Raw genomic sequence first — 17,456 nt, 5'->3', positions numbered from 1 at the left:
GGTCTGGGGGCGGGGCGGTCAGACGGCGGCCCAGGCGTTGTCCACCGGCAGGACGACGCCGTTGACACCGCTCGCCGCGTCGGAGGCGAGATAGACGATGGCGGCGGCCTGCTCCTCGGGTTCGCAGATGCGGCCCATGTTGACGAAGTGCCTGCCGACGACGGACGGCCCGTGGGCCTCCCGGTCGATGTGGACATCGGCCGTGATGTCGGTGGCCGTGCCGCCCGGGGCTATGGCGTTGGCGCGGATGCCCTGGTCCCGGTACATCACCGCGAGGGAGCGGGTGAGGCCGAGGACCCCGTGCTTGGAGACGGTGTACGCCGTCCCGGCCGCGCTGCCCCGCAGCGACGCCTCGGACGCGGTGTTGACGATGGCTCCGCCGCCGGCGGCGATCATGTACGGCAGGGCGGCCCGGGTCAGCAGGAACGGTGCGGTGAGATTGATCCGCAGCGTCCGCTCCCACTCGGCGTCGGTGACGTCCGCGGTGGCGGACATGCTGTCCATGACGCCCGCGTTGTTGACCAGGACGTCGATGCCGCCGAAGGTGCCGGTCGCGGCGGTCACGACCGCGTCGGCCACCGCGGCGTCGCTCAGATCGCCCGTGACCGCGACGGCCGTGCCGCCCGCGGACTCGATGGCTTCGACGACGCTCTTGGCGCCCTCCGCGTTCAGGTCGGCGACCACGACCTTCGCTCCCTCCGCGGCGAACCGCAGGGCGGCGGCACGGCCGATGCCGGAGGCGGCTCCGGTGACGATGACGCTCTTGCCTGACAGACCGGTGGCTCCCATGCGGCTCCTCTGCTCGTCGCGTTGGCAGGCACAGTACTGGTTTTTGTCTCAGTGCGACATAAAGACGTGGCGTGCCAGAAGGTCGTTTCACGCCAGTAAGACATGGCGCGACGTAAAATAGGGTGAGCACGGCAAGTCGAGGAGGGCGCATGGCCGGACGAGCAGGTGGTGCCACGGGGCGGCCACCGCTGACGGAGCGGCGGCGCGCCGAAACGCGTATGGAAATCGCCGAGGAGGCGGTCCGGCTCTTCGCCGCCAAGGGCGTGACGGCGGTGACCGCGGAGGACATCGCCTCCGCCTCGGGGGTGTCGACGCGCACGCTGTGGCGGTACTTCCGCTCCAAGGAGGAGTGCGTACGCCCCCTGCTCACCGCGGGCCTCGAGCTGCTGACGGAGCATCTGCGGGAGGACCGGGGCGAACACGGCTCGCTCGCCGAGGCGATCCTGAGCGTCCGGTACGACGACGACACCACAACCCGTCTGCGGACCCTGGGCGACCTGCTGCTGCTGTGCCGTGACGAGCCGGGGCTGCGCGCGGTGTGGCTGGAGGCGCACTACGACGCGGAGGCGACGTTCGCCGCGATGATCGCGGACCGCACGGGCCGGCCCGTCGGCGATCTCGCGGTCCGGGTGGAGGCGGGCGTGCTGAACACCGCGATGCGCATCGCGGTGGAGGACTGGGCGCTGCGGTCCGACGCGACGGCGGGGCCGTCCCTGGCGGAGACCGTCAGGCGCGCGTTGCGGATGGTGGAGGCCGTGGAGAAGCGCTGACCGGACGGCCCGGGCCGCTCAGGCGCCGGCCCGGGGCTCCCAGAGCCCGGTGAGGAGAGTGGCGGCCGGGGCCACCTCGGTGCCTGGGGGCCTCAGCCCACCCCCAGCAGGGACGTCAGCCGCTCATGGGCCCCGCCCCACCCCCATTGCTCCCGCACCCATGCGCGGCCCTTGCGGCCCATGTCCCCGGCCAGTTCCGGATCGCCCAGCAGCAGCGCGAGCCGGTCGGCGAGTGCCGGGACGTCGCGGCCGTCGGCCAGGAAACCGGTCTCACCGTCGCGGACCGTGTCCGGGGCCCCGCCCGAGGCGCCCACGACGACCGGCAGTCCGGCCGCCGCCGCCTCCAGGAACACGATCCCGAGGCCCTCCACCTCCATGCCCGCCCGGCGGGTCCGGCAGGGCATCGCGAACACCTGCGCGGCGGCGTAGAACCCGGGCATGTCCTCGTGCGGGTGGCCCCCCGCGAAGACCACCGCCCCGGCCAGTTGCTCCTCGGCGGCGAGCCGGCGCAGGGCCCGGGCGTGCGGGCCGTCCCCGACCAGCAGCAGGACCGCGTCGGGCACGGTGCGGCGCACCAGGCGTAACGCCCGTATGAGCGTGTCCTGCCCCTTGCGCGGGACGAGCCGTGCCGCACAGAGCACGACCGGCCGGTCGCCCAGGCCGTACCGCTCCCGCACCCGGGCCGCGGCGGCCCCGGAACCCTGGAAGACCTCGGGGTCCACGCCCGGCGCCAGCCGCCGCATGCGGGCCGCGGCCTCCGGGCCGACGGCGGCGGCGATCCGGGCCCGGGTGTACGAACCGAGATACGTGACGCTGTCCACCCCGGCACCGACGCGGCGCAGCAGCGCGCGGGCGCCGGGCGTGCGCGCCCACCACACCTCGTGCCCGTGCGTGGTGGCGACCAGCCGCTCCACCTCCGTACGGCGGCGCAGTTCGCCGGCCATCAGCCCGAGCGGGGCGGCGGCCCCGAACCAGACGCTGTCGCAGTCGAAGCGGCGGGCCAGCTCCGCCGCCCGGGCGGTGACCCGCCGGGTCGGCAGCAGCATGTGGGCGCGGTCGCGCACCACGGGGAACGGCAGCCGGGCGTCGTAGGCCCGGTCGCCCGGTGTGCTGGAGGTGTAGACGGCGACCCGGTCGGGCGGGAAGCGGACCGTCATCGCGTGGACGAAGGTCTCTATGCCGCCCTGGCGGGGCGGGAAGTCGTTGGTGACGACGAGCGTGCGCGGCATGGTCGGTCAGTCCTCCAGCGGCTTCACGGTGAACAGGTAGTCGCGGTGCGCCCCGGTGACCCGGTCCACGGGAGTCCACCGGCCCTCCCGCCACAGGAACATCGAGCAGCCCGCGGCCCGCAGCTCCCCGACGAGCCGGCCGGCACGAGCCGGAACCAGCCGAACAGCACCAGCGGGTAGACGACGTATCCGAAGCGGGTGGCGGGGATCAGGCACATGGCGATCCCGAGGCCCAGCGCGAGCCGGTCGGCGGCGGCGACGGTGGTGCGCGGCGGGCGCGTCACGAGGGACACGGCCACCGCGACCGCGCTCAGCGCCAGCGCCGCCACCGCGAGGGCGAAACCCCCCGGCACGTATGTCGCCAGGAGATGGCCCGGCAGTGGGCTGGTCGCCGGGGACCCGGTGTCCCCCTCGCCGAGCGGGAAGAGCAGCACATGCTCGGCGAACGCCCCCGGGCCGGCGAGCGCGACCGGCAGCACGGCCAGTACGGCGAGCGCGACGGCCGTGGCACCGGCCCGTACGGCGGCCCGGCGGCCCGCGGTCACGGCGAGCAGCGCGAGCCCGACGGGCAGCAGCGGCCAGGCGGTCCACTTCAACGCCGCCGCGGCACCGAGCACGAGCCCGGCGGCGACAGCACGGCCCCGGCCCCCGAGGGCGAGCGCGAGACACATCAGAGCGATGACCGGCAGATCGACCCCACCGACGGCGAGGGGCAGCGCGACGGCGGGGGTCGCGGCGAGCCACAGCAGGGGCAGAGCGGCGCCGCGCCGGGCCGACGGGTCGCCCCCGGAGAGCGGGACGGTGCGCCGCCGGGACGCCGCGAGTCCCATCGCCCCGAGTGACACCAGGGCGAACCAGAGCCGGGCGTCCGCGAGGGGGACGTCGCCGAGGGATGCGTGGGGCAGGCCGAAGAGGGCCATGCCGGGCAGGTACGGGTTGTAGTCACGCAGTTCGGCCGGGTCGGGCACGTACGGGGTGCCTGAGTCCAGCAGCAGGGTGCCGGACCGCTCGACGACCGTGACCTCCATCTGCCGGGCCCCGTCGGCGACCAGGAACACCAGGGGCACCAGCACCGACCCGACGGCGGCCACCGCCGCGCTCGCCCGGCCCCAGGGCCGCGCGGAGAAGTGGGCGACGAGCGCGGCGAGTCCGTATCCGGCGGCGGCGCAGGCGCCCCACACCTGGTGCGGGGTGATGGTCGTCCGCAGACAGAGCAGCAGCGCGAACACCGCGCAGCCGGTCCAGCAGAGGGTCTCCCACGGGCGGCTAGAGGTACGGCCCGTACGGTGCCCGGGCCTCGGGAGGGAGACGGGAAGCGCCGCCGCACGCACCGGCGGGGCGGTCCCCACGGATACCGCCGACGGCACCAACGAGTCGAACAGCCCTCTCGAAGCGCCCCGCATCCCGCTCCCCCTGTTCCCTGCCGGCCGGTGTCGGTCCACTGCCGGCAAGTCTTCGCAAGGGGCGGTCGAGAAGCGTCACACCGGATTCCGATCCTGGGCGTCAACCCGTGGTACTCGTCCGGCGCCCGGGTCAACCCGTACGGCGACGCGGTCCAAAGGGCCCTGGCCGACAATGTGGGGATGCGTCAGAAGCCGACCCTGCGCCCCACCGCCTGGCCGCGCTCCCCCCGTTACCCGTACGTCACCGGCGTCCTGCTGACCCTCCTGGCCGCCACCGAGGTGCTGCACGCGCGCATCACCTCGACGACGGTGCTGGCGACCCTGCCCTTCGTGCTGCTCCCGCTGCTGTGGCGGCAGCGCGAACCCCGGCTCGGGCTCCTGGTGGTACCGGCGGCACTGCTGAACTTCCTGTTCCGGCCCGAGCTGCTGATGGCGGTCGCGGTGGCCGGGGTCATGGGCCTCTACACCCTCGCGCGTCACCGCGTCCTGCACCCGGCGCTGCTCAGCGCCGCGGCGATCGCGGGCGCGCTCCTCGTCAACGCGGGCCATGTGGCGACGGGCGTGTACGACCTCGGCGGCCGGTCGCCCGCCCTCGGCGCCGACGGCTCGCTGTCGTACTTCACGGAGTCGTTCGTCCTGGCCGTGGGCGTCGTGGCCACGGTCGGCATCGCGGACGCCTTCCGCAGCCGCGAGGAGTCCCGGCAGGCGCGCGACGCGGCTCAGCGGGAGCTGATCGCCATGGAGCGCAGGCAGGCGGCAGCTCAGGAACGAGCGGCCATAGCACGGGAGTTGCACGACATCGTGGCGCACTCGGTGTCGGTGATCGCGGTCCAGGCGGAGAGCGCCACGTACACCACGCCCGACCTGTCCCCGCCCGCGCGCGACGGCTTCCAGCAGATCGCCTCGTCCGCCCGCTCGGCCCTCACCGAACTGCGCCAGCTCCTCAGCGTGCTGCACGCGGACGACGCCGGGGCCAAGGACCCCGCACCGGTGCTGCCGCAGCCCACGCTCGACTCCCTGGACGCCCTGCTGGAGGCCCACCGGTCGGGCGGCGGAGAGGTCACCCTGCACACCGAGGGCACCCGGCCCCCCGTGCTTCCGCCCTCCCTCGAACTCACCGCCTACCGCATCGTCCAGGAGGCCCTGACGAACGCCCGCCGCCACGCGAGGGGCGCGGCGGTCGACATACTCCTCACCTACGAGGAGGACGAGCTCCGCCTCCGGATCGCCGATGACGGCCCCGGCCCGCAGGGTCACCAACTCGGCTCTGGAGGCCACGGGTTGAGCGGTATGCGAGAGCGTGCGACGCTACTCGGCGGACGTCTGACCTGCGGGCCTGCCGGCCCCGGGGGCGGCTTCCTGGTCGAGGCCGCACTCCCGGTGCGGGCGGGCGCGAAGAGCTTCGCGGAGGGTGTGTACGAGTGACGGCGGGGGAACCGATCCGCGCGATCGTGGCGGACGACCAGGCAGTGGTGAGAACCGGCTTCGTGAACCTGCTGTCCACCCAGGACGACATCGACGTCGTCGGCGAGGCGGAGGACGGCGAACAGGCCGTCGCCCTCGCGCTGGCCCACCGGCCCGACGTGGCCCTGCTGGACATCAGGATGCCCAGGCTGGACGGCATCCAGGCCGCGCGCACGATCCTCCGGGAGACCGAGGGCGCCACGAAGGCGCTGATGCTCACCACCTTCGACCTCGACCAGTACGTCTTCGACGCCCTCGCGGCCGGAGCCAGCGGCTTCCTCCTCAAGGACGCCACCTTCCCCGAACTCCTGCACGCCGTGCGGGTGGTGGCCGCGGGCGACGCCATGCTCGCCCCCGGCATCACCCGCCGCCTCATCTCCGAGTTCGCCCCCCGCCGCCCGGTCACCACCCCGGGGCCCCTCCTGGACCGCCTCACGGCCCGCGAGATCGAGGTCCTCCTCCTCATCGCGCAGGGCCACTCCAACGCGGACATCGCCGACCACCTCACGATCACCGACCACACGGTCAAGACCCACATCAACCGCCTCTTCACCAAGCTGGAGGTCCGCGACCGGGCCCAGGCGGTGATCGTGGCGTACGAGGCGGGGCTGGTCACGCCGGGCGAGGGCGGGTGAGGCCGAGGGAGGCGTGAGCGACGGGGCCGCTCGACGGCCTCGCCGCGACGGCTCCTGCCCGCCTACGCCTCCCCCGCCGTGTACGGGCACGCCGAGGCCTCCGGGCGGGACGGCCCGGCACCTGACGCCACCAGCGTCACCGTCCCCGGCCTTCCCTCGCGTGCGCGCAGGCGGACCATCACGTCGCGCAGGGGGCGCAGGGAGATGACCGGGGAGCCGTAGCGCAGCGCGTCGCCGGGGACGAGGTTGATCTTGAAACGCTGGTTGATCATCGCCACGATGATCCGCAGTTCGAGCAGCGCCATGGAGTTGCCGACACACTGCCGCGGACCCGCCCCGAAGGGGAAGTACGCCATGCGGGGCCGCTCTCGCACGGCCTGCGGGGTGAAGCGGTACGGGTCGAAGGCCACCGGGTTGTCCCAGTGCCGCGGGTTGTGGTGCGAGGCGAGCGGCGACAGCAGGATCGACGAGCCGGCCTCGATGTCGTAGCCGTCGAGGGTGTCGGGGCCGACGGCGGCCCGCGGGAAGATCCAGATCGGCGGGTACATCCGCAGGCTCTCGTCCACGACCATCCGCGTGTACGTCAGCCCGGCCGAGCTGTCGGCGTCGGGGGTGCCGCCGCCCAGCACACCGCTGAGCTCGCCGTCCAGTTCCTCCTGGACATGCGGGTGGTTGGCGATCGACAGCAGCGTCCAGCACAGGGAGACGGCCGTGGTCTCGTGGCCCGCCAGATAGATGGTGAGCAGCTCGTCCCGCAGCTGACGGTCGGTCCACGGCTCGCCGGTGGCGGGGTCCTCGGCCTGCTCCATCAGGGCGATCAGCGGGCCCTCGCCGGTGCGCGCGTAGTTCTCCCGGACGTCGGCGACGACCTTGTCGAAGACCTGGTGGATGTTCGCGATCTTGCGGTTGCGGGCGGTGGGCAGCCAGGAGGGCAGCATCTCCGACGGCGTGCCCCGCCGGAACATCACCTCCACCACGTCGTCGACGATCTGCTTCAGCACATGGGAGGCGGGCTTGATGTCGTAGGCGAACAGCGAGCGGCTGAGGGTGACCAGGGTGAGCCGCAGCATCTCGGCCATCAGGTCCACGGGCTCGTCGCGCGCGGCCCTGGCCTCCCACTCGTCGAGCATCTCGCTGGTGGCGGAGACGATGTTGGGGACGATGTCGGTGACCGCGTTCTTGAGGAACACCGGCTGCACCGCGCGCCGGTGCCCGCGCCAGAACTCGCCGTCCGTGGTGAGCAGCCCCTTGCCCATGACCACGCCGAACTGCTCGTACAGCGGCCCGCGCACATAGTTGGCGTTGTTCTTCACCAGCACCCTGTGGACCGCGTCGGGGCTGGTGGCCTGGTGGACCGTCATCGGCCCGAGCCGCATGCGGACGAGCTCGCCGTGGTCGCGCTGGAGGCCGAGCAGGAACTCCGCGGTGTTGCGGCGCCACGGGCCGAGGCTGCCCAGGAGGGGGGCGCCCTTCGGGCCGGGGGCGGTGGGAGTGGCGGTGAGGGTGCTCATCGGGGGTCCTTGTCGGGTGAGGCGGTGCGGGCCAGGGGTGCCGCCGCCGGCCGCTGGGCACTGTCGGCTCCGGCCGGGGCGGGCCGTACGGCGCTCCTGCGCGGCACGGGGAAGGCACGCCGTACGAAGAGGTGGTCGAAGACGACGTCCGGGGCCAGGCGGCGCAGCGCGATGGTGCTCCGGGCGAGGAAGCCGACGGTGTAGCGGGCGCGGGGGCGTCGCCTCGATACCGCCCGTTCCACGACGCGGGCCACGTCGTCGGCCTGGACTGCGAACGTGCCGGCCAGCGTGCGGCGGTTGCCGGTGTAGATCGCCTCGAAGTACTCGGCGGTGCGCCTGCGGAACTCGTCGTAGACCTCGCCGTCGGACGGGAGGTTGTCCACGTACGTGGTGCCGAAGTTGGTGGTGCGTACCGGGCCGGGCTCGACGAGGACGACCCTGACGCCGAAGTCGGCCGTCTCCAGCCGGAGCGCGTCGCTGAGTGCCTCGACGGCGTGCTTGGACGCCTGGTAGAAGCCGCCGCCGGGGACCGCGTAACGGCCGAAGATCGACGAGATGTTCACGACGGTGCCCCGCCCCGCGGCCCGCATGCCGGGCAGGACCAGCTGGCTCAGGCGGGCCAGCCCGAACACGTTGGTCTCGAACTGCCGCCGCATCTGCGGCAGTCCGATCTCCTCCACGACGCCGGAGGCGGCGAACCCCGCGCTGTTCACGAGCGTGCCCACCGACCCGTGTTCGGCTTCGACGGTGTCGACGGCGGCGCGCATGCTGTCCTCGTCGGTGACGTCGAGACGCAGGGTGCGGATGCCCTCGGCGGCCAGCGGGGCGAGCGTTTCGGGCCTGCGCGCGGTGGCGTACACGATCATTCCCGCGCGGTGCATCCTGAGCGCGCAGGCGCGGCCTATTCCGGATGAACAACCCGTGATCAGTACCGGGTTCGGTTTGGTGGTCAAGTCTCCCTCATCTCCCGTTTCGGGCAGGGCATTTCGGCGAGGAGGCGGGTATGTATCACCGGATCGTGGCAGCGAAGCTGCGCAAGGCGTTTTCCGACATCAACTCCGGCAATTGGCAGTCCATGGTGGACACGCTCGCCCCTGAATTCACCTATGTGTTTTACGGAGAGCACGCGCTGTCCGGCGAACGGCACACCGTCGAATCCATGAGCCTGTGGTGGCAGCGGGTCTTCCGGCTCATTCCCGAGGCGGAGTTCGAACCGCAGGAGATCATCATTTCCGGCGGTCCCTGGCTGACCAGGGCCCAGTTCATGTACCTCAAGTGGGCGCGCATCACCGAGATCCACACTGTGACGCCCGGCCGGCACCGGCACCCCGGACGTGGGGTGCCGGTGCCGTCGCGCGTTCAGCCGAAGGCACCGAGCTGCTTCGCGAGGTCGAACGCGTCGAGCGAGAACCAGCTCTCCACGATCACCCCGTCCCGGAACTCGTCGATGACGATTCCGGGAACGGCGAATTCCCGCCCCTGGGCCGGAATCCCCTCGTACGGCTCCCCGGTGTGGGTGCCCCGTGCGGTGAAACGGCTGACGACCTTCTCGCCCTCCAGGATCCAGTCGTCCACCGTGACGTGCAGGTCGGGGAAGGAGGCACGCTGAATCCGCACCCATTCCTTCAGATGCTCCACGCCCTCCTCGCTGTTCGGGGCGGTTCCGTGGCTGATGTGGTCGGGGGCCGCACCCTCGTAGATGACGTCGAGGTTTCCTTTGTTGAGGCACTCCTCGTAGTAGCGCTCCAGAACCGCCTTGTTCTTCAGGGTGTTCGACATTTTCTTCACTCCTGTTCTCTCAGGCTTCGGTAATGCGGAAACTCGGGAATGTGGCCTGTGGGCGTCAGCCGGTCGCGACCGGGCCCTGGAATCCGATCAGCGTCATGACGCGGATGCCGGACGACGCGCTGTTCACCTTCCAGGTGCCGAGGACGGGGTCCCCCTCGATGAGGGAGTCTCCGTCCTCCTCGGCGTGGAGGGTGATCCGGCCGATGGTCAGCGGGTCGACCGCGACCGAGAGACCCGCCCCCTGCCGGGCGGACAGCCGCACCACGTTCTCCAGCGCGGACACGGCGAGGGCGGTGCGCGGGGCGGCGGGTGTCGCCCACAGGTCGCCGGGCGCGCAGGGTCGCACCTCGCCCCGCCAGCCGCCGCGCCCGGCACGGGTCCACCGCGCGCGGGGCACCACCGACGACCGCCAGCGCAGCCGGGCCGGACCTGAACGCCAGGTCGTCATCGGGGTGACGCCGCTGCGCGGCGGGGCGGGCGAGCGGGTGTCGCCCGACGCGTGGACGATCCGGACCCTCGCCTCGGTGTCCTGGCCGCTCTCCGGGCCGCCGGGTTCTCCCGGCCGCCGGAAGCGGACGTCGACGGTCCAGGACCGTCCGTCGTACGCGCCCCGGACCTCGCGTTCCAGGACCGTCGCCGGGCCGTCGAGCCGCAGCAGGCCCAGGGGGACGACGATGTCCTCCAGGCAGTCGACGCGCAGCTCGGGGAAGTCCGGGGGCACGACCCACTCCGCGCCCCGCACCGCGCTCTCCAGCAGCAGGCTCACCGGGACCGCCTCGGCGCCGTCCACCAGGAAGTCCGTCAGCACGGGCGCGGTGTCCCGGTCGAAACGGACCCGCGACACCAGGCGTGTGTGGGGCTCGTAGGAGGTCACCTCCCCGAGGTGGTGGATCTTCGGGTAGACCTCGGAGTGTCCCGGCAGGTCGGGCACGACGGGGTAGCCGGTGGCCTGGCCAGGGTCGACGGCGGCGCCGAGCGGCCCCACGAAGGTGATCTCACCGGCGGAGCCGGCCAGCAGCTCGTCCTGCCACTTGGCGAGACCGTCGGCGACGCCGAGCGGGGCCATGTAGCGCCGGGTCGCCGCGAAGTTGGCGATGAGGCCGATGCGGTCCCAGGTCGGCCAGGCCAGGGTCATCACCGGGAAGTCCGCGCGGCGTTCGGCCCACCGGCCCAGCCGGGCGAGTCCCTCGTTCGCGGCGGCGTACTCGAGCTGTCCGACCATGCCGCCCAGCCGTCCGGTGAGCGAGCCCACGTTGCAGAAGAACTTGAGCCCGCTGCCGGCGAGTTCGCCGAAGAGGTGGACGAAGCTGCCGATCTTCGTCCCCACCGTCCGCAGGATGTCCTCGTCGGACTTCTTGGGCAGCCGCGCCGCGTGGTCCACGCCCGCGTTGTGGACGACGCCGGTGAGTGCGCCGCCCTCCCGCCGCAGCAGGGCCCGCACCTGGTCCGGGTCGGTGAAGTCGCACTGGACGTACTCGACGCGCAGTCCGCGCTTGCGGGCCGCGGTGATGTTGCCCGCGAGTTCCCACAGGCGGCGGGTGCGGGCGATGTCGCGGCGGATCTCGGGCAGCGGGCGTCCCCGGCCGCTGTCCGACCACAGCCGCTTCTCGTACGCCTTCAGTTCCGCCTCGTCCGCGCCGAACCAGGGTTCGCCCTCGGAGGGGAACGGCTCCCGTCCGGTCACCAGGACCCGGCAGCCGTGCCGTTCGGCGAGGGTGCGGGCCAGCTCCCAGCCGATGCCCCGGCCGCCGCCGGAGATCAGGACGCAGTCGTCGGCGCCCAGGTCCAGCGCAGGCGGGCCGACGGGCCGGGCGGCCGGTGACAGGGTCAGGCGGCGGCCCTCGCGGTGGCCGACCTCGATCTCCCCCGTCCGGCCCAGCTCGCTCGCGACGACGCCGGGCAGATCCGCGGCGGCGGACAGCGCGGTGTCGACGACCCGGGCGTTGCAGTTGGGGAACTCCCGGTGCAGCGTCTTGGCCAGGCCCGCCCAGATGCCGCCCAGCGGCTGCGCCAGGTCGTCGTCGGGGTGGTGTCCCATGCCGCCGCCGAGATAGGTGACGGCCAGATAGAACAGCCGCCGCGCGGTGGTCTCGGCGGACCAGTCCTCGTACTGCCCACGCAGCGCGGCCACGGTACGCAGCAGGGGCTCGCGCCACCCGTCCACCAGGTCCGTGGCGTCGCCCACCGTGAGGTCGACGATCGCGTCCACGGGGTCGTCGCCGGGGCCCGGCGGGCTCGTGGCGGGTGTGCACCGGCGTACGCGTGCCCCGTGGGCGGTCAGCTCGCGCTCCACCGCCCGGGCGCTCTCGTCGTCGCAGGCGAGCAGCAGGACCCGCGTCCCGGACAGGCCGGGCGCCACCCCGGTGAGGGGCGGCAGGGCGGCGGGCCGCCACACCATCCTGGTCGTGGGCTGCACCGAGGGGTCCTCGGCCGTCGCCCTCCCGGTGGGGGCGGGCGGGGACTGCGGCGGGGACTGTGGCGGGGACGTCAGCATGTCGCGTGTTCCTTCCTCGTCGCGCCGGTCAGACGCCGTCGGCGGGGACGGCCTCGCCCGTGCGGGCATCGACATAGCCGATCAGGGCCGCCCTGAGGTCCTTCATCTGCAGGACCATCCGGCCGTCGGGCCGGGCCGCCACGAACCGGTTCTCGGCCCCCTCGGCGGCCAAGCCGAACCCGGGGGGTGTCGCGTACAGGTCGATGCGGTCCCGGCCGGTGGACAGCGTGTGGTCGTTGGCCTCCTCATAGAGGTCGATCCGGCGGATCGACAGCGGTGCGGCCACCGGGATCAGCCGGTCGTCCACCAGGTCCAGCACGCCGACCCGGGCCAGGCCGTCCAGCAGCACGCAGGGGACGGTGAACCCCTGCCAGACCGGGTCGTCCGAGGGAAGGCCGAGGTCGTAGCGGGCCCGCTTGCCCCGGGGGTGGAGGGCGGTGCCGCTCGTCGAGACGAACGGTCCGCTCAGCCGGACCGGGGAGCCGGGCTGGTGGTACGGGTCGGGAATCGGGGTGTCGTCCGCGTGGTCCCAGGCGTCCCAGCGGGGGGCGTGCGGATACGTGTCCGCCAGCAGCACCCGGGCCGTGAAGTGCGGCCTGTCCTTGACGAGTACGACGCCGCTGGGCGACACCACGTCCTCCGAGACCCGGACCTGGACGACGGTCGTCTCCCCCTCGTCCTCGACGATCTCGGCGGTGATGCGCTTCGGCGCCGTGGGGACGTCGCGGTACACCCGCAGGAAGTGCTCGAACGTCAGGTCCTCGAAGGCGACCACTTGCCGGCCCGGCACCAGACGGCGGGCAGCCTGGGCCGCCAGTTCGGTCACGAACGTACCCGGCAGGGTGGGTTCGCCGCGCACGGTGTGGTGTTCCAGATAGCTGTCCGTGCGCAGGTCGAAGGGGCACTCGAACACGGCCGAGCGGCCGTCCGAGGACACCTCGCGGCGCAGGAAGAACCCGGCGGGCCCGCCGGCCCGGGGCGCATCCACGGGCGCCTCGGCGAGATAGCCGGGGTAGAACTTCTCGACCGTGGCCTCCTCGGCGTCGCCCAGGTGCACGACGGAGGGGCGCCGGACGGGGGTGTGCAGTTCCTGCACGAAGTGGTGGACGCCCTCGGGCACCGGCATGCTGCTGTAGGAGCCGGCCCGTTCGTAGTACGCCTTCGTCAGCTCGCCGGCGCCCATGCCGACGCCCGCCCACAGCGTCCAGCCGATGGTGACCTCCGGGTGGTCCGAGGCGGCCGTCGCGTAGGTGGCCGCCGTGCCCAGGAGGTCGTTGGCGGCGGCGTAGTCCGCCTCGCCGAGCTGCCCGAAGTACCCGAGCAGCGAACCGAAGTTGCACCACAGGCGCGGCGGGGTGTCGCGCAGGGCGTACTTCAGGTTCAGGTACGACGCCACCTTCAGGTCCCGGATGGCGGTGAACTCGGCGAAGTCCTTGTCCTTGATGAGCGCCGACCGCTGCAGCCCGGCGGCGTTGACCAGCAGGTCGACCCGCCCGTCCTCCCTGAGGATCTCGCCGAGGGCCTTCTCGACCTCGGCGCCGTCGCGCATGTCGCAGGCGCGGTAGGTGACGCGCCCGGGGCCGCTGTGCTCCGCCATCTCGCGCAGGTTCCGGCGGGACTCGCGGGCGTTGAGCATCCGGTCGAAGTCCTTGGTGATGCTCGCGACGTTGCGTCCCCCGCCCTTGGCGAGTTCGGCGGAGATGAACTTCGCCCGGCCGGCGGCGAACTCCTCGTCGGTTCCCTCGAAGACGGACGGCGGGTAGGCGTCCAGGTCGTTGCTGCCGAGCACGTGGATGCGCGGGCCGAACTCCCTGGCGAGGGACTTGGTCACCTCGGCGGTGATGCCCCGGGTGCCGCCGGCCACCACGACCACGGAGTCCCGCTCCAGCGCGGCGGGCGTCGCCTCGTCCAGGGCGACGGGCTCCTCGCGCAGTCGGTACGTGCGGCGCGTCCCGCCGGCTTCCACGACCACCGGGAAGTCCCGCTCGGCGCGGCTCTCTTCCTCGACGCTGCGGACCGCCGCCGTCACGTCGTCGCCGGAGGTGAGGAACGCGAGGCTGCCGCCCTCGGACAGCTCCAGGCCCGCGCTCTTCAGCAGGCCGGTGAACAGGCCCGAGAAGGGGTGCGGGATGCCGTCCGGCACGGCACCGAGCAGGAGCATCGTCAGGTCCGAACCGGGTTGGGCCAGATCGTCGTAGGCGTGCTGGACGGCCAGGTACGTCGCGTCGTGCAGGGCGAGCAGGGCGGGGGTGCCGTCCGGGGCGAGGGTCTGCTCCGGCGGTGCGGCGCGGCTGAGGTCGCTCAGCACCCGCAGCCGTGTGACCGGCCCTTCCACGCCCGACAGCGCCTCACGGACCGTCTCCGGAGTGACCCGCGCCAGGTGATGCCAGCCGGGGCGCGGGGCGTCGAGCGGACGGGTGGACAGCACCGTGATCGCGGTGTCCGGACCGGCCGCCCGGGCCACCAGACCGGGAGCGTCGGTGACGACGACGGCCCCGTCCGGGAGGAACGGCACGCGCTCCCGCACCGGGCGGGCCGGTGTCTCCTCCAGCACCGGCACACACCGCCGGACGCGCAGCGGCTCACCGGCTTCGGTGTGGGTGGTGGAGCGGAAGGGGGCGCGCAAAGGGGCGGACGGGGTGTTCTCCGGGCTATCGCTCTTGTCACCCGGGATCGTCAGCCTGAGGCTCGCTCCCGCACGGCCAGCGTCGCCGGTGCCGCACACCGTTGACCGGCCCGCGGGGCCGTGCAGGGCGCGGAGGACGGCGAGGCCGCCGGAGGCTCCCAGATAGCGGGCGTTCTCCGGGGCGTCGGCGCCACAGCGGACGGCGTCGCCCGCGGCCGTGCCGCCCTCGGTCTCGGTCTCGTCCACGTTCTCGTCCAGGTAGGCGAGGACGGGCAGGTCCGCGTTCCGCGCCAGTTCCTCGGTCGTCAGGGCGAACAGGAAGGCGCCCTCGGCGAGTTCCGTCCGGGGGTCGGGCAGCAGGTCGCCGATGAGGGAGCGGTACTCGGGGAGGCTGTTGCCGTTGATGCCGCCGGCCAGGGCGAAGTCCAGCTCACCGGTGCGCAGATAGCGGCCCGCCAGGGTGAGGGAGGACAGCGCGGAGGCGAAGCCCGAGTCCAGGGTCATGTTGGAGCCGTGGAGGTCGAAGTAGTTGGCGACCCGGGCGGAGATGATGTTGGGCATCTGGCCGGGGAAGGAGTCCTCGTTGGACTCCGGGATCGCCGACCGCACCTGCTCCCGCAGCCGGTCCAGCACCTTGGGCACCTCGGCGGACCCGGCGGGCGGCGACGCGGTGAGCGCCTCCCCGACGTCGTCGAGGTAGCACCGGTTCGCGTACTGCATCGCCGCCCTGGTCGGCCCCATGTGCCCCACGAACACCCCGGTCTTCGCCGCCTGTGCGCTCCAGAAGTCCGGCATCTGGTCGCGCAGCTCGTGCGCGCACTCCAGAACCATCAGCTGGCACCGGTCGAGGGCGCGGATCGTCTTCGGGGGCAGCCGGACCCGGTTGAAGGGCGGCACCGGGTAGTCCGCGCCGAAGCTGTCGAGCGGTCCGTCGCCGCCCCGGAGCCAGCGCGTCACGTCCGTGCGCCCCTCCAGGCCCGGCAGGTGCGCCGACCAGCCGACGAGGACCACCCGGCTGTCGGCCGCCGGTGCCTTGGTCGCGGGGGTCTGTGCCGTCTCGGTCTCGTCGGCGCGGTTCTCGGAGACGATGAGATGGGCGTTCGTGCCGCCGAAGCCGAAACCGGACACGGCCGCCAGCCGGGGGCGCTCCCGGTCGGCCTTCCACTGCCTCGGCTCCGAGGTGACCTCCAGGCCCGTATCGTCCAGCCGGAAGTCGGCGCGCGGCGTGTCCAGGCGGTACTGACCGGGGATGGTGTCGTGCTCCAGGCCCTTCAGGCTCTCGATGAGTGAGACGACACCCGCGGCCCAGCCGGTGTGGCCCAGCAGCGACTTGTTGGAGGTGACGGCCGTCGGAGCGGACGTACCGAAGTGCTCCCGCAGCGTGGTGAACTCCTCCAGGTCACCGGCGGGCGTACCGGTCGCGTGCGCGTTGATCCACCCGACGTCGGCGCTGTCGACCTCACCGCCCTGGAGTGCCCGCTGCACGGCGAGGCCCTGCCCGCGGGCGTTCGGCGCGTAGATCGCCTTGCCCTTGCCGTCGGAGGACGAGCCGAAGGCCCGCAGCACCCCGAGCACCTCGTCGCCGTCCTGGCGGGCCTTGCTCAGCCGCTTGAGGACGACCAGGGCGGCGCCGTCCGCGAAGATCACGCCGTCGGCGCTCTCGTCGAGGGCGTGCACGGTGCCCCGCTTCGACAGTCCCTGGAGTTTGGAGAACAGCACCGTGCCGCGCGGCGCCAGCGCGAACGCCCCGCCGCACACGGCGATGTCCTGCTTGCCCATGAGCAGGCCCTTGGCCGCGATGTCGACGGCGTACAGGGACGAGGAGCACGCGGTGTCGACCATGTGGAGCTCGGTGGACGGCGGCAGCAGCCCGTCCATGGCCACCTCGCCGACCCGGTGCGGCAGGAAACGCTCGGGCGAGCGGGCGCCGCGCCAGTACCGTTCGGAGAGGGTCCGGTCGATGCCCTCGCGCAGGGTGTCCCGCTCCTCGTCGGGGAGCGCGAGGTCGTCGACGATTCGGTGCGTCAGCCGGGTCGCGCTCTGCAGGACGCCCGCCTCTTCCAGGTGCTGGCTGCCGTCCGGGGTGTAGCCGATCACGAAGGAGCAGCGGTCGCTGTCCCGGTGGCGGACGCCGTCGAGCGCCTGCACCAGGCTGTGGCGCAGCCACTGGGTGGTGAGCTCCTGCTCACCGGGGCCGCCCGGCATGCCCTCGAGGGCGCCTTCGGTGGCGTCGAAGTCCGTGATGAACACGCACTGTTCGGCATACGCCTTGTCCTCGGCGGCCAGATCGGCCGAGTGGAAACTCTCGTGCCGCCAGCGGTCCCGGGGCACCTTGACGAAGAGTTCGTCCCCGGTCGTCCGCAGCTCCCAGAACTCATCGGGACTGTTCGCCCCGGCGACGGCCATACCCAAACCGACGACCGCGATGGCGTCGTCCCCGAACTCATCCGCCTCCTCGCCGAACGATCCGGCGACGACGTCCGCGGGCTGGGGCGAGGCGCCGGTCTCGGGCGAAGCGCTGGGCTCAAGCCGGGACTTGGGCTCGGGCCGGGGCCCGGCCTGAGGCCGGGCGGCAGGCTCAGGCCGGGCATCGGCCACGGACGCGGCCACCGACCCGGCCGCGGGCTCGGGCCGGGCATCGGCCACGGGCCGGGACTCGGACTCAGGCCGGACCACACGCTCAGCCCCAGCCACAGGCCCCGGCCGGGCACCGGCCTCAGGACGGACCCCAGGCTCACGCCGGGCGT

At 72.9% G+C, this 17,456-nt stretch carries 11 protein-coding genes and 1 pseudogene; 4 read left to right on the top strand and 8 right to left on the bottom strand.

What is annotated here, in order from left to right; all coding sequences use genetic code 11:
* Positions 1-18: 18 nt before the first annotated feature.
* A complete protein-coding gene (locus AC07DF_RS13800; RefSeq protein WP_478970241.1) occupies positions 19-789 on the bottom strand; it encodes an SDR family NAD(P)-dependent oxidoreductase in 771 nt (256 codons plus the stop codon).
* Between the two features lie 149 nt (positions 790-938).
* On the opposite strand from AC07DF_RS13800, the gene AC07DF_RS13795 reads away from it, so the two are divergent.
* The gene (locus AC07DF_RS13795) at positions 939-1,559 is read left to right on the top strand and encodes a TetR/AcrR family transcriptional regulator (protein WP_478970239.1); all 621 of its coding nucleotides are present in this window, start codon (positions 939-941) and stop codon (positions 1,557-1,559) included.
* A gap of 92 nt (positions 1,560-1,651) precedes the next feature.
* On the opposite strand, the gene AC07DF_RS13790 is transcribed toward AC07DF_RS13795, so the two are convergent.
* Positions 1,652-2,788, bottom strand: coding sequence for a glycosyltransferase family 4 protein (locus AC07DF_RS13790; protein ID WP_478970237.1), 1,137 nt, complete (start codon positions 2,786-2,788; stop codon positions 1,652-1,654).
* A 23-nt stretch (positions 2,789-2,811) separates the two neighbouring features.
* The gene (locus tag AC07DF_RS13785; protein ID WP_478970235.1) at positions 2,812-4,191 is read right to left on the bottom strand and encodes a glycosyltransferase 87 family protein; all 1,380 of its coding nucleotides are present in this window, start codon (positions 4,189-4,191) and stop codon (positions 2,812-2,814) included.
* A 180-nt stretch (positions 4,192-4,371) separates the two neighbouring features.
* Here AC07DF_RS13785 and AC07DF_RS13780 point away from each other — a divergent pair, with 180 nt between their 5' ends.
* Positions 4,372-5,616, top strand: coding sequence for a sensor histidine kinase (locus AC07DF_RS13780; protein WP_478970233.1), 1,245 nt, complete (start codon positions 4,372-4,374; stop codon positions 5,614-5,616).
* Positions 5,613-6,290, top strand: coding sequence for a response regulator (locus AC07DF_RS13775; RefSeq protein WP_399021803.1), 678 nt, complete (start codon positions 5,613-5,615; stop codon positions 6,288-6,290). The genes AC07DF_RS13780 and AC07DF_RS13775 overlap by 4 nt, the downstream gene beginning before the upstream one ends.
* A gap of 62 nt (positions 6,291-6,352) precedes the next feature.
* Here the strand turns inward: AC07DF_RS13775 and AC07DF_RS13770 are convergent, their stop codons facing one another.
* Together AC07DF_RS13770 and AC07DF_RS13765 are read right to left on the bottom strand one after the other, a co-directional pair.
* Positions 6,353-7,801 carry a cytochrome P450 gene (locus AC07DF_RS13770; RefSeq protein WP_478970229.1) on the bottom strand — a complete coding sequence of 483 codons (1,449 nt, stop codon included), beginning with the start codon at positions 7,799-7,801 and terminating at the stop codon, positions 6,353-6,355.
* Positions 7,798-8,754 (bottom strand): SDR family NAD(P)-dependent oxidoreductase, encoded by a 957-nt coding sequence (locus AC07DF_RS13765; RefSeq protein WP_478970228.1) that lies wholly within the window; start codon positions 8,752-8,754, stop codon positions 7,798-7,800. Before AC07DF_RS13765 ends, AC07DF_RS13770 begins: the two co-directional genes overlap by 4 nt.
* Before the next feature lie 50 nt (positions 8,755-8,804).
* On the opposite strand from AC07DF_RS13765, the pseudogene AC07DF_RS13760 reads away from it, so the two are divergent.
* Positions 8,805-9,110 (top strand): annotated as a pseudogene (locus AC07DF_RS13760) (nuclear transport factor 2 family protein); the annotation flags it as partial.
* A 50-nt stretch (positions 9,111-9,160) separates the two neighbouring features.
* On the opposite strand, the gene AC07DF_RS13755 reads toward AC07DF_RS13760, so the two are convergent.
* From AC07DF_RS13755 to AC07DF_RS13745, 3 genes are all read right to left on the bottom strand, one after another.
* The gene (locus tag AC07DF_RS13755; RefSeq protein ID WP_478970226.1) at positions 9,161-9,580 is read right to left on the bottom strand and encodes an ester cyclase; all 420 of its coding nucleotides are present in this window, start codon (positions 9,578-9,580) and stop codon (positions 9,161-9,163) included.
* Positions 9,581-9,644: 64 nt separating this feature from the next.
* Positions 9,645-12,083: a KR domain-containing protein gene (locus tag AC07DF_RS13750; protein ID WP_478970224.1), complete on the bottom strand. Its 2,439-nt coding sequence runs from the start codon at positions 12,081-12,083 to the stop codon at positions 9,645-9,647.
* Between the two features lie 28 nt (positions 12,084-12,111).
* Complete coding sequence (locus AC07DF_RS13745) at positions 12,112-17,355, bottom strand: SDR family NAD(P)-dependent oxidoreductase (protein WP_478970222.1); 5,244 nt, start codon at positions 17,353-17,355, stop codon at positions 12,112-12,114.
* Positions 17,356-17,456 lie beyond the last annotated feature (101 nt).

The sequence above is a fragment of the Streptomyces sp. NPDC044719 genome (assembly GCF_056433405.1).
Note: the sequence above shows the minus strand (reverse complement) of the source record. Positions and strands in the feature narration are given on the sequence as shown.

What these genes read in the sequence shown, in the direction of transcription:
- AC07DF_RS13800 (WP_478970241.1), bottom strand. Translation starts at nt 789, where the DNA reads ATGGGAGCCACCGGTCTGTCAGGCAAGAGCGTCATCGTCACCGGAGCC.
- AC07DF_RS13795 (WP_478970239.1), top strand. Translation starts at nt 939, where the DNA reads ATGGCCGGACGAGCAGGTGGTGCCACGGGGCGGCCACCGCTGACGGAG.
- AC07DF_RS13790 (WP_478970237.1), bottom strand. Translation starts at nt 2,788, where the DNA reads ATGCCGCGCACGCTCGTCGTCACCAACGACTTCCCGCCCCGCCAGGGC.
- AC07DF_RS13785 (WP_478970235.1), bottom strand. Translation starts at nt 4,191, where the DNA reads ATGCGGGGCGCTTCGAGAGGGCTGTTCGACTCGTTGGTGCCGTCGGCG.
- AC07DF_RS13780 (WP_478970233.1), top strand. Translation starts at nt 4,372, where the DNA reads ATGCGTCAGAAGCCGACCCTGCGCCCCACCGCCTGGCCGCGCTCCCCC.
- AC07DF_RS13770 (WP_478970229.1), bottom strand. Translation starts at nt 7,801, where the DNA reads ATGAGCACCCTCACCGCCACTCCCACCGCCCCCGGCCCGAAGGGCGCC.
- AC07DF_RS13755 (WP_478970226.1), bottom strand. Translation starts at nt 9,580, where the DNA reads ATGTCGAACACCCTGAAGAACAAGGCGGTTCTGGAGCGCTACTACGAG.
- AC07DF_RS13750 (WP_478970224.1), bottom strand. Translation starts at nt 12,083, where the DNA reads ATGCTGACGTCCCCGCCACAGTCCCCGCCGCAGTCCCCGCCCGCCCCC.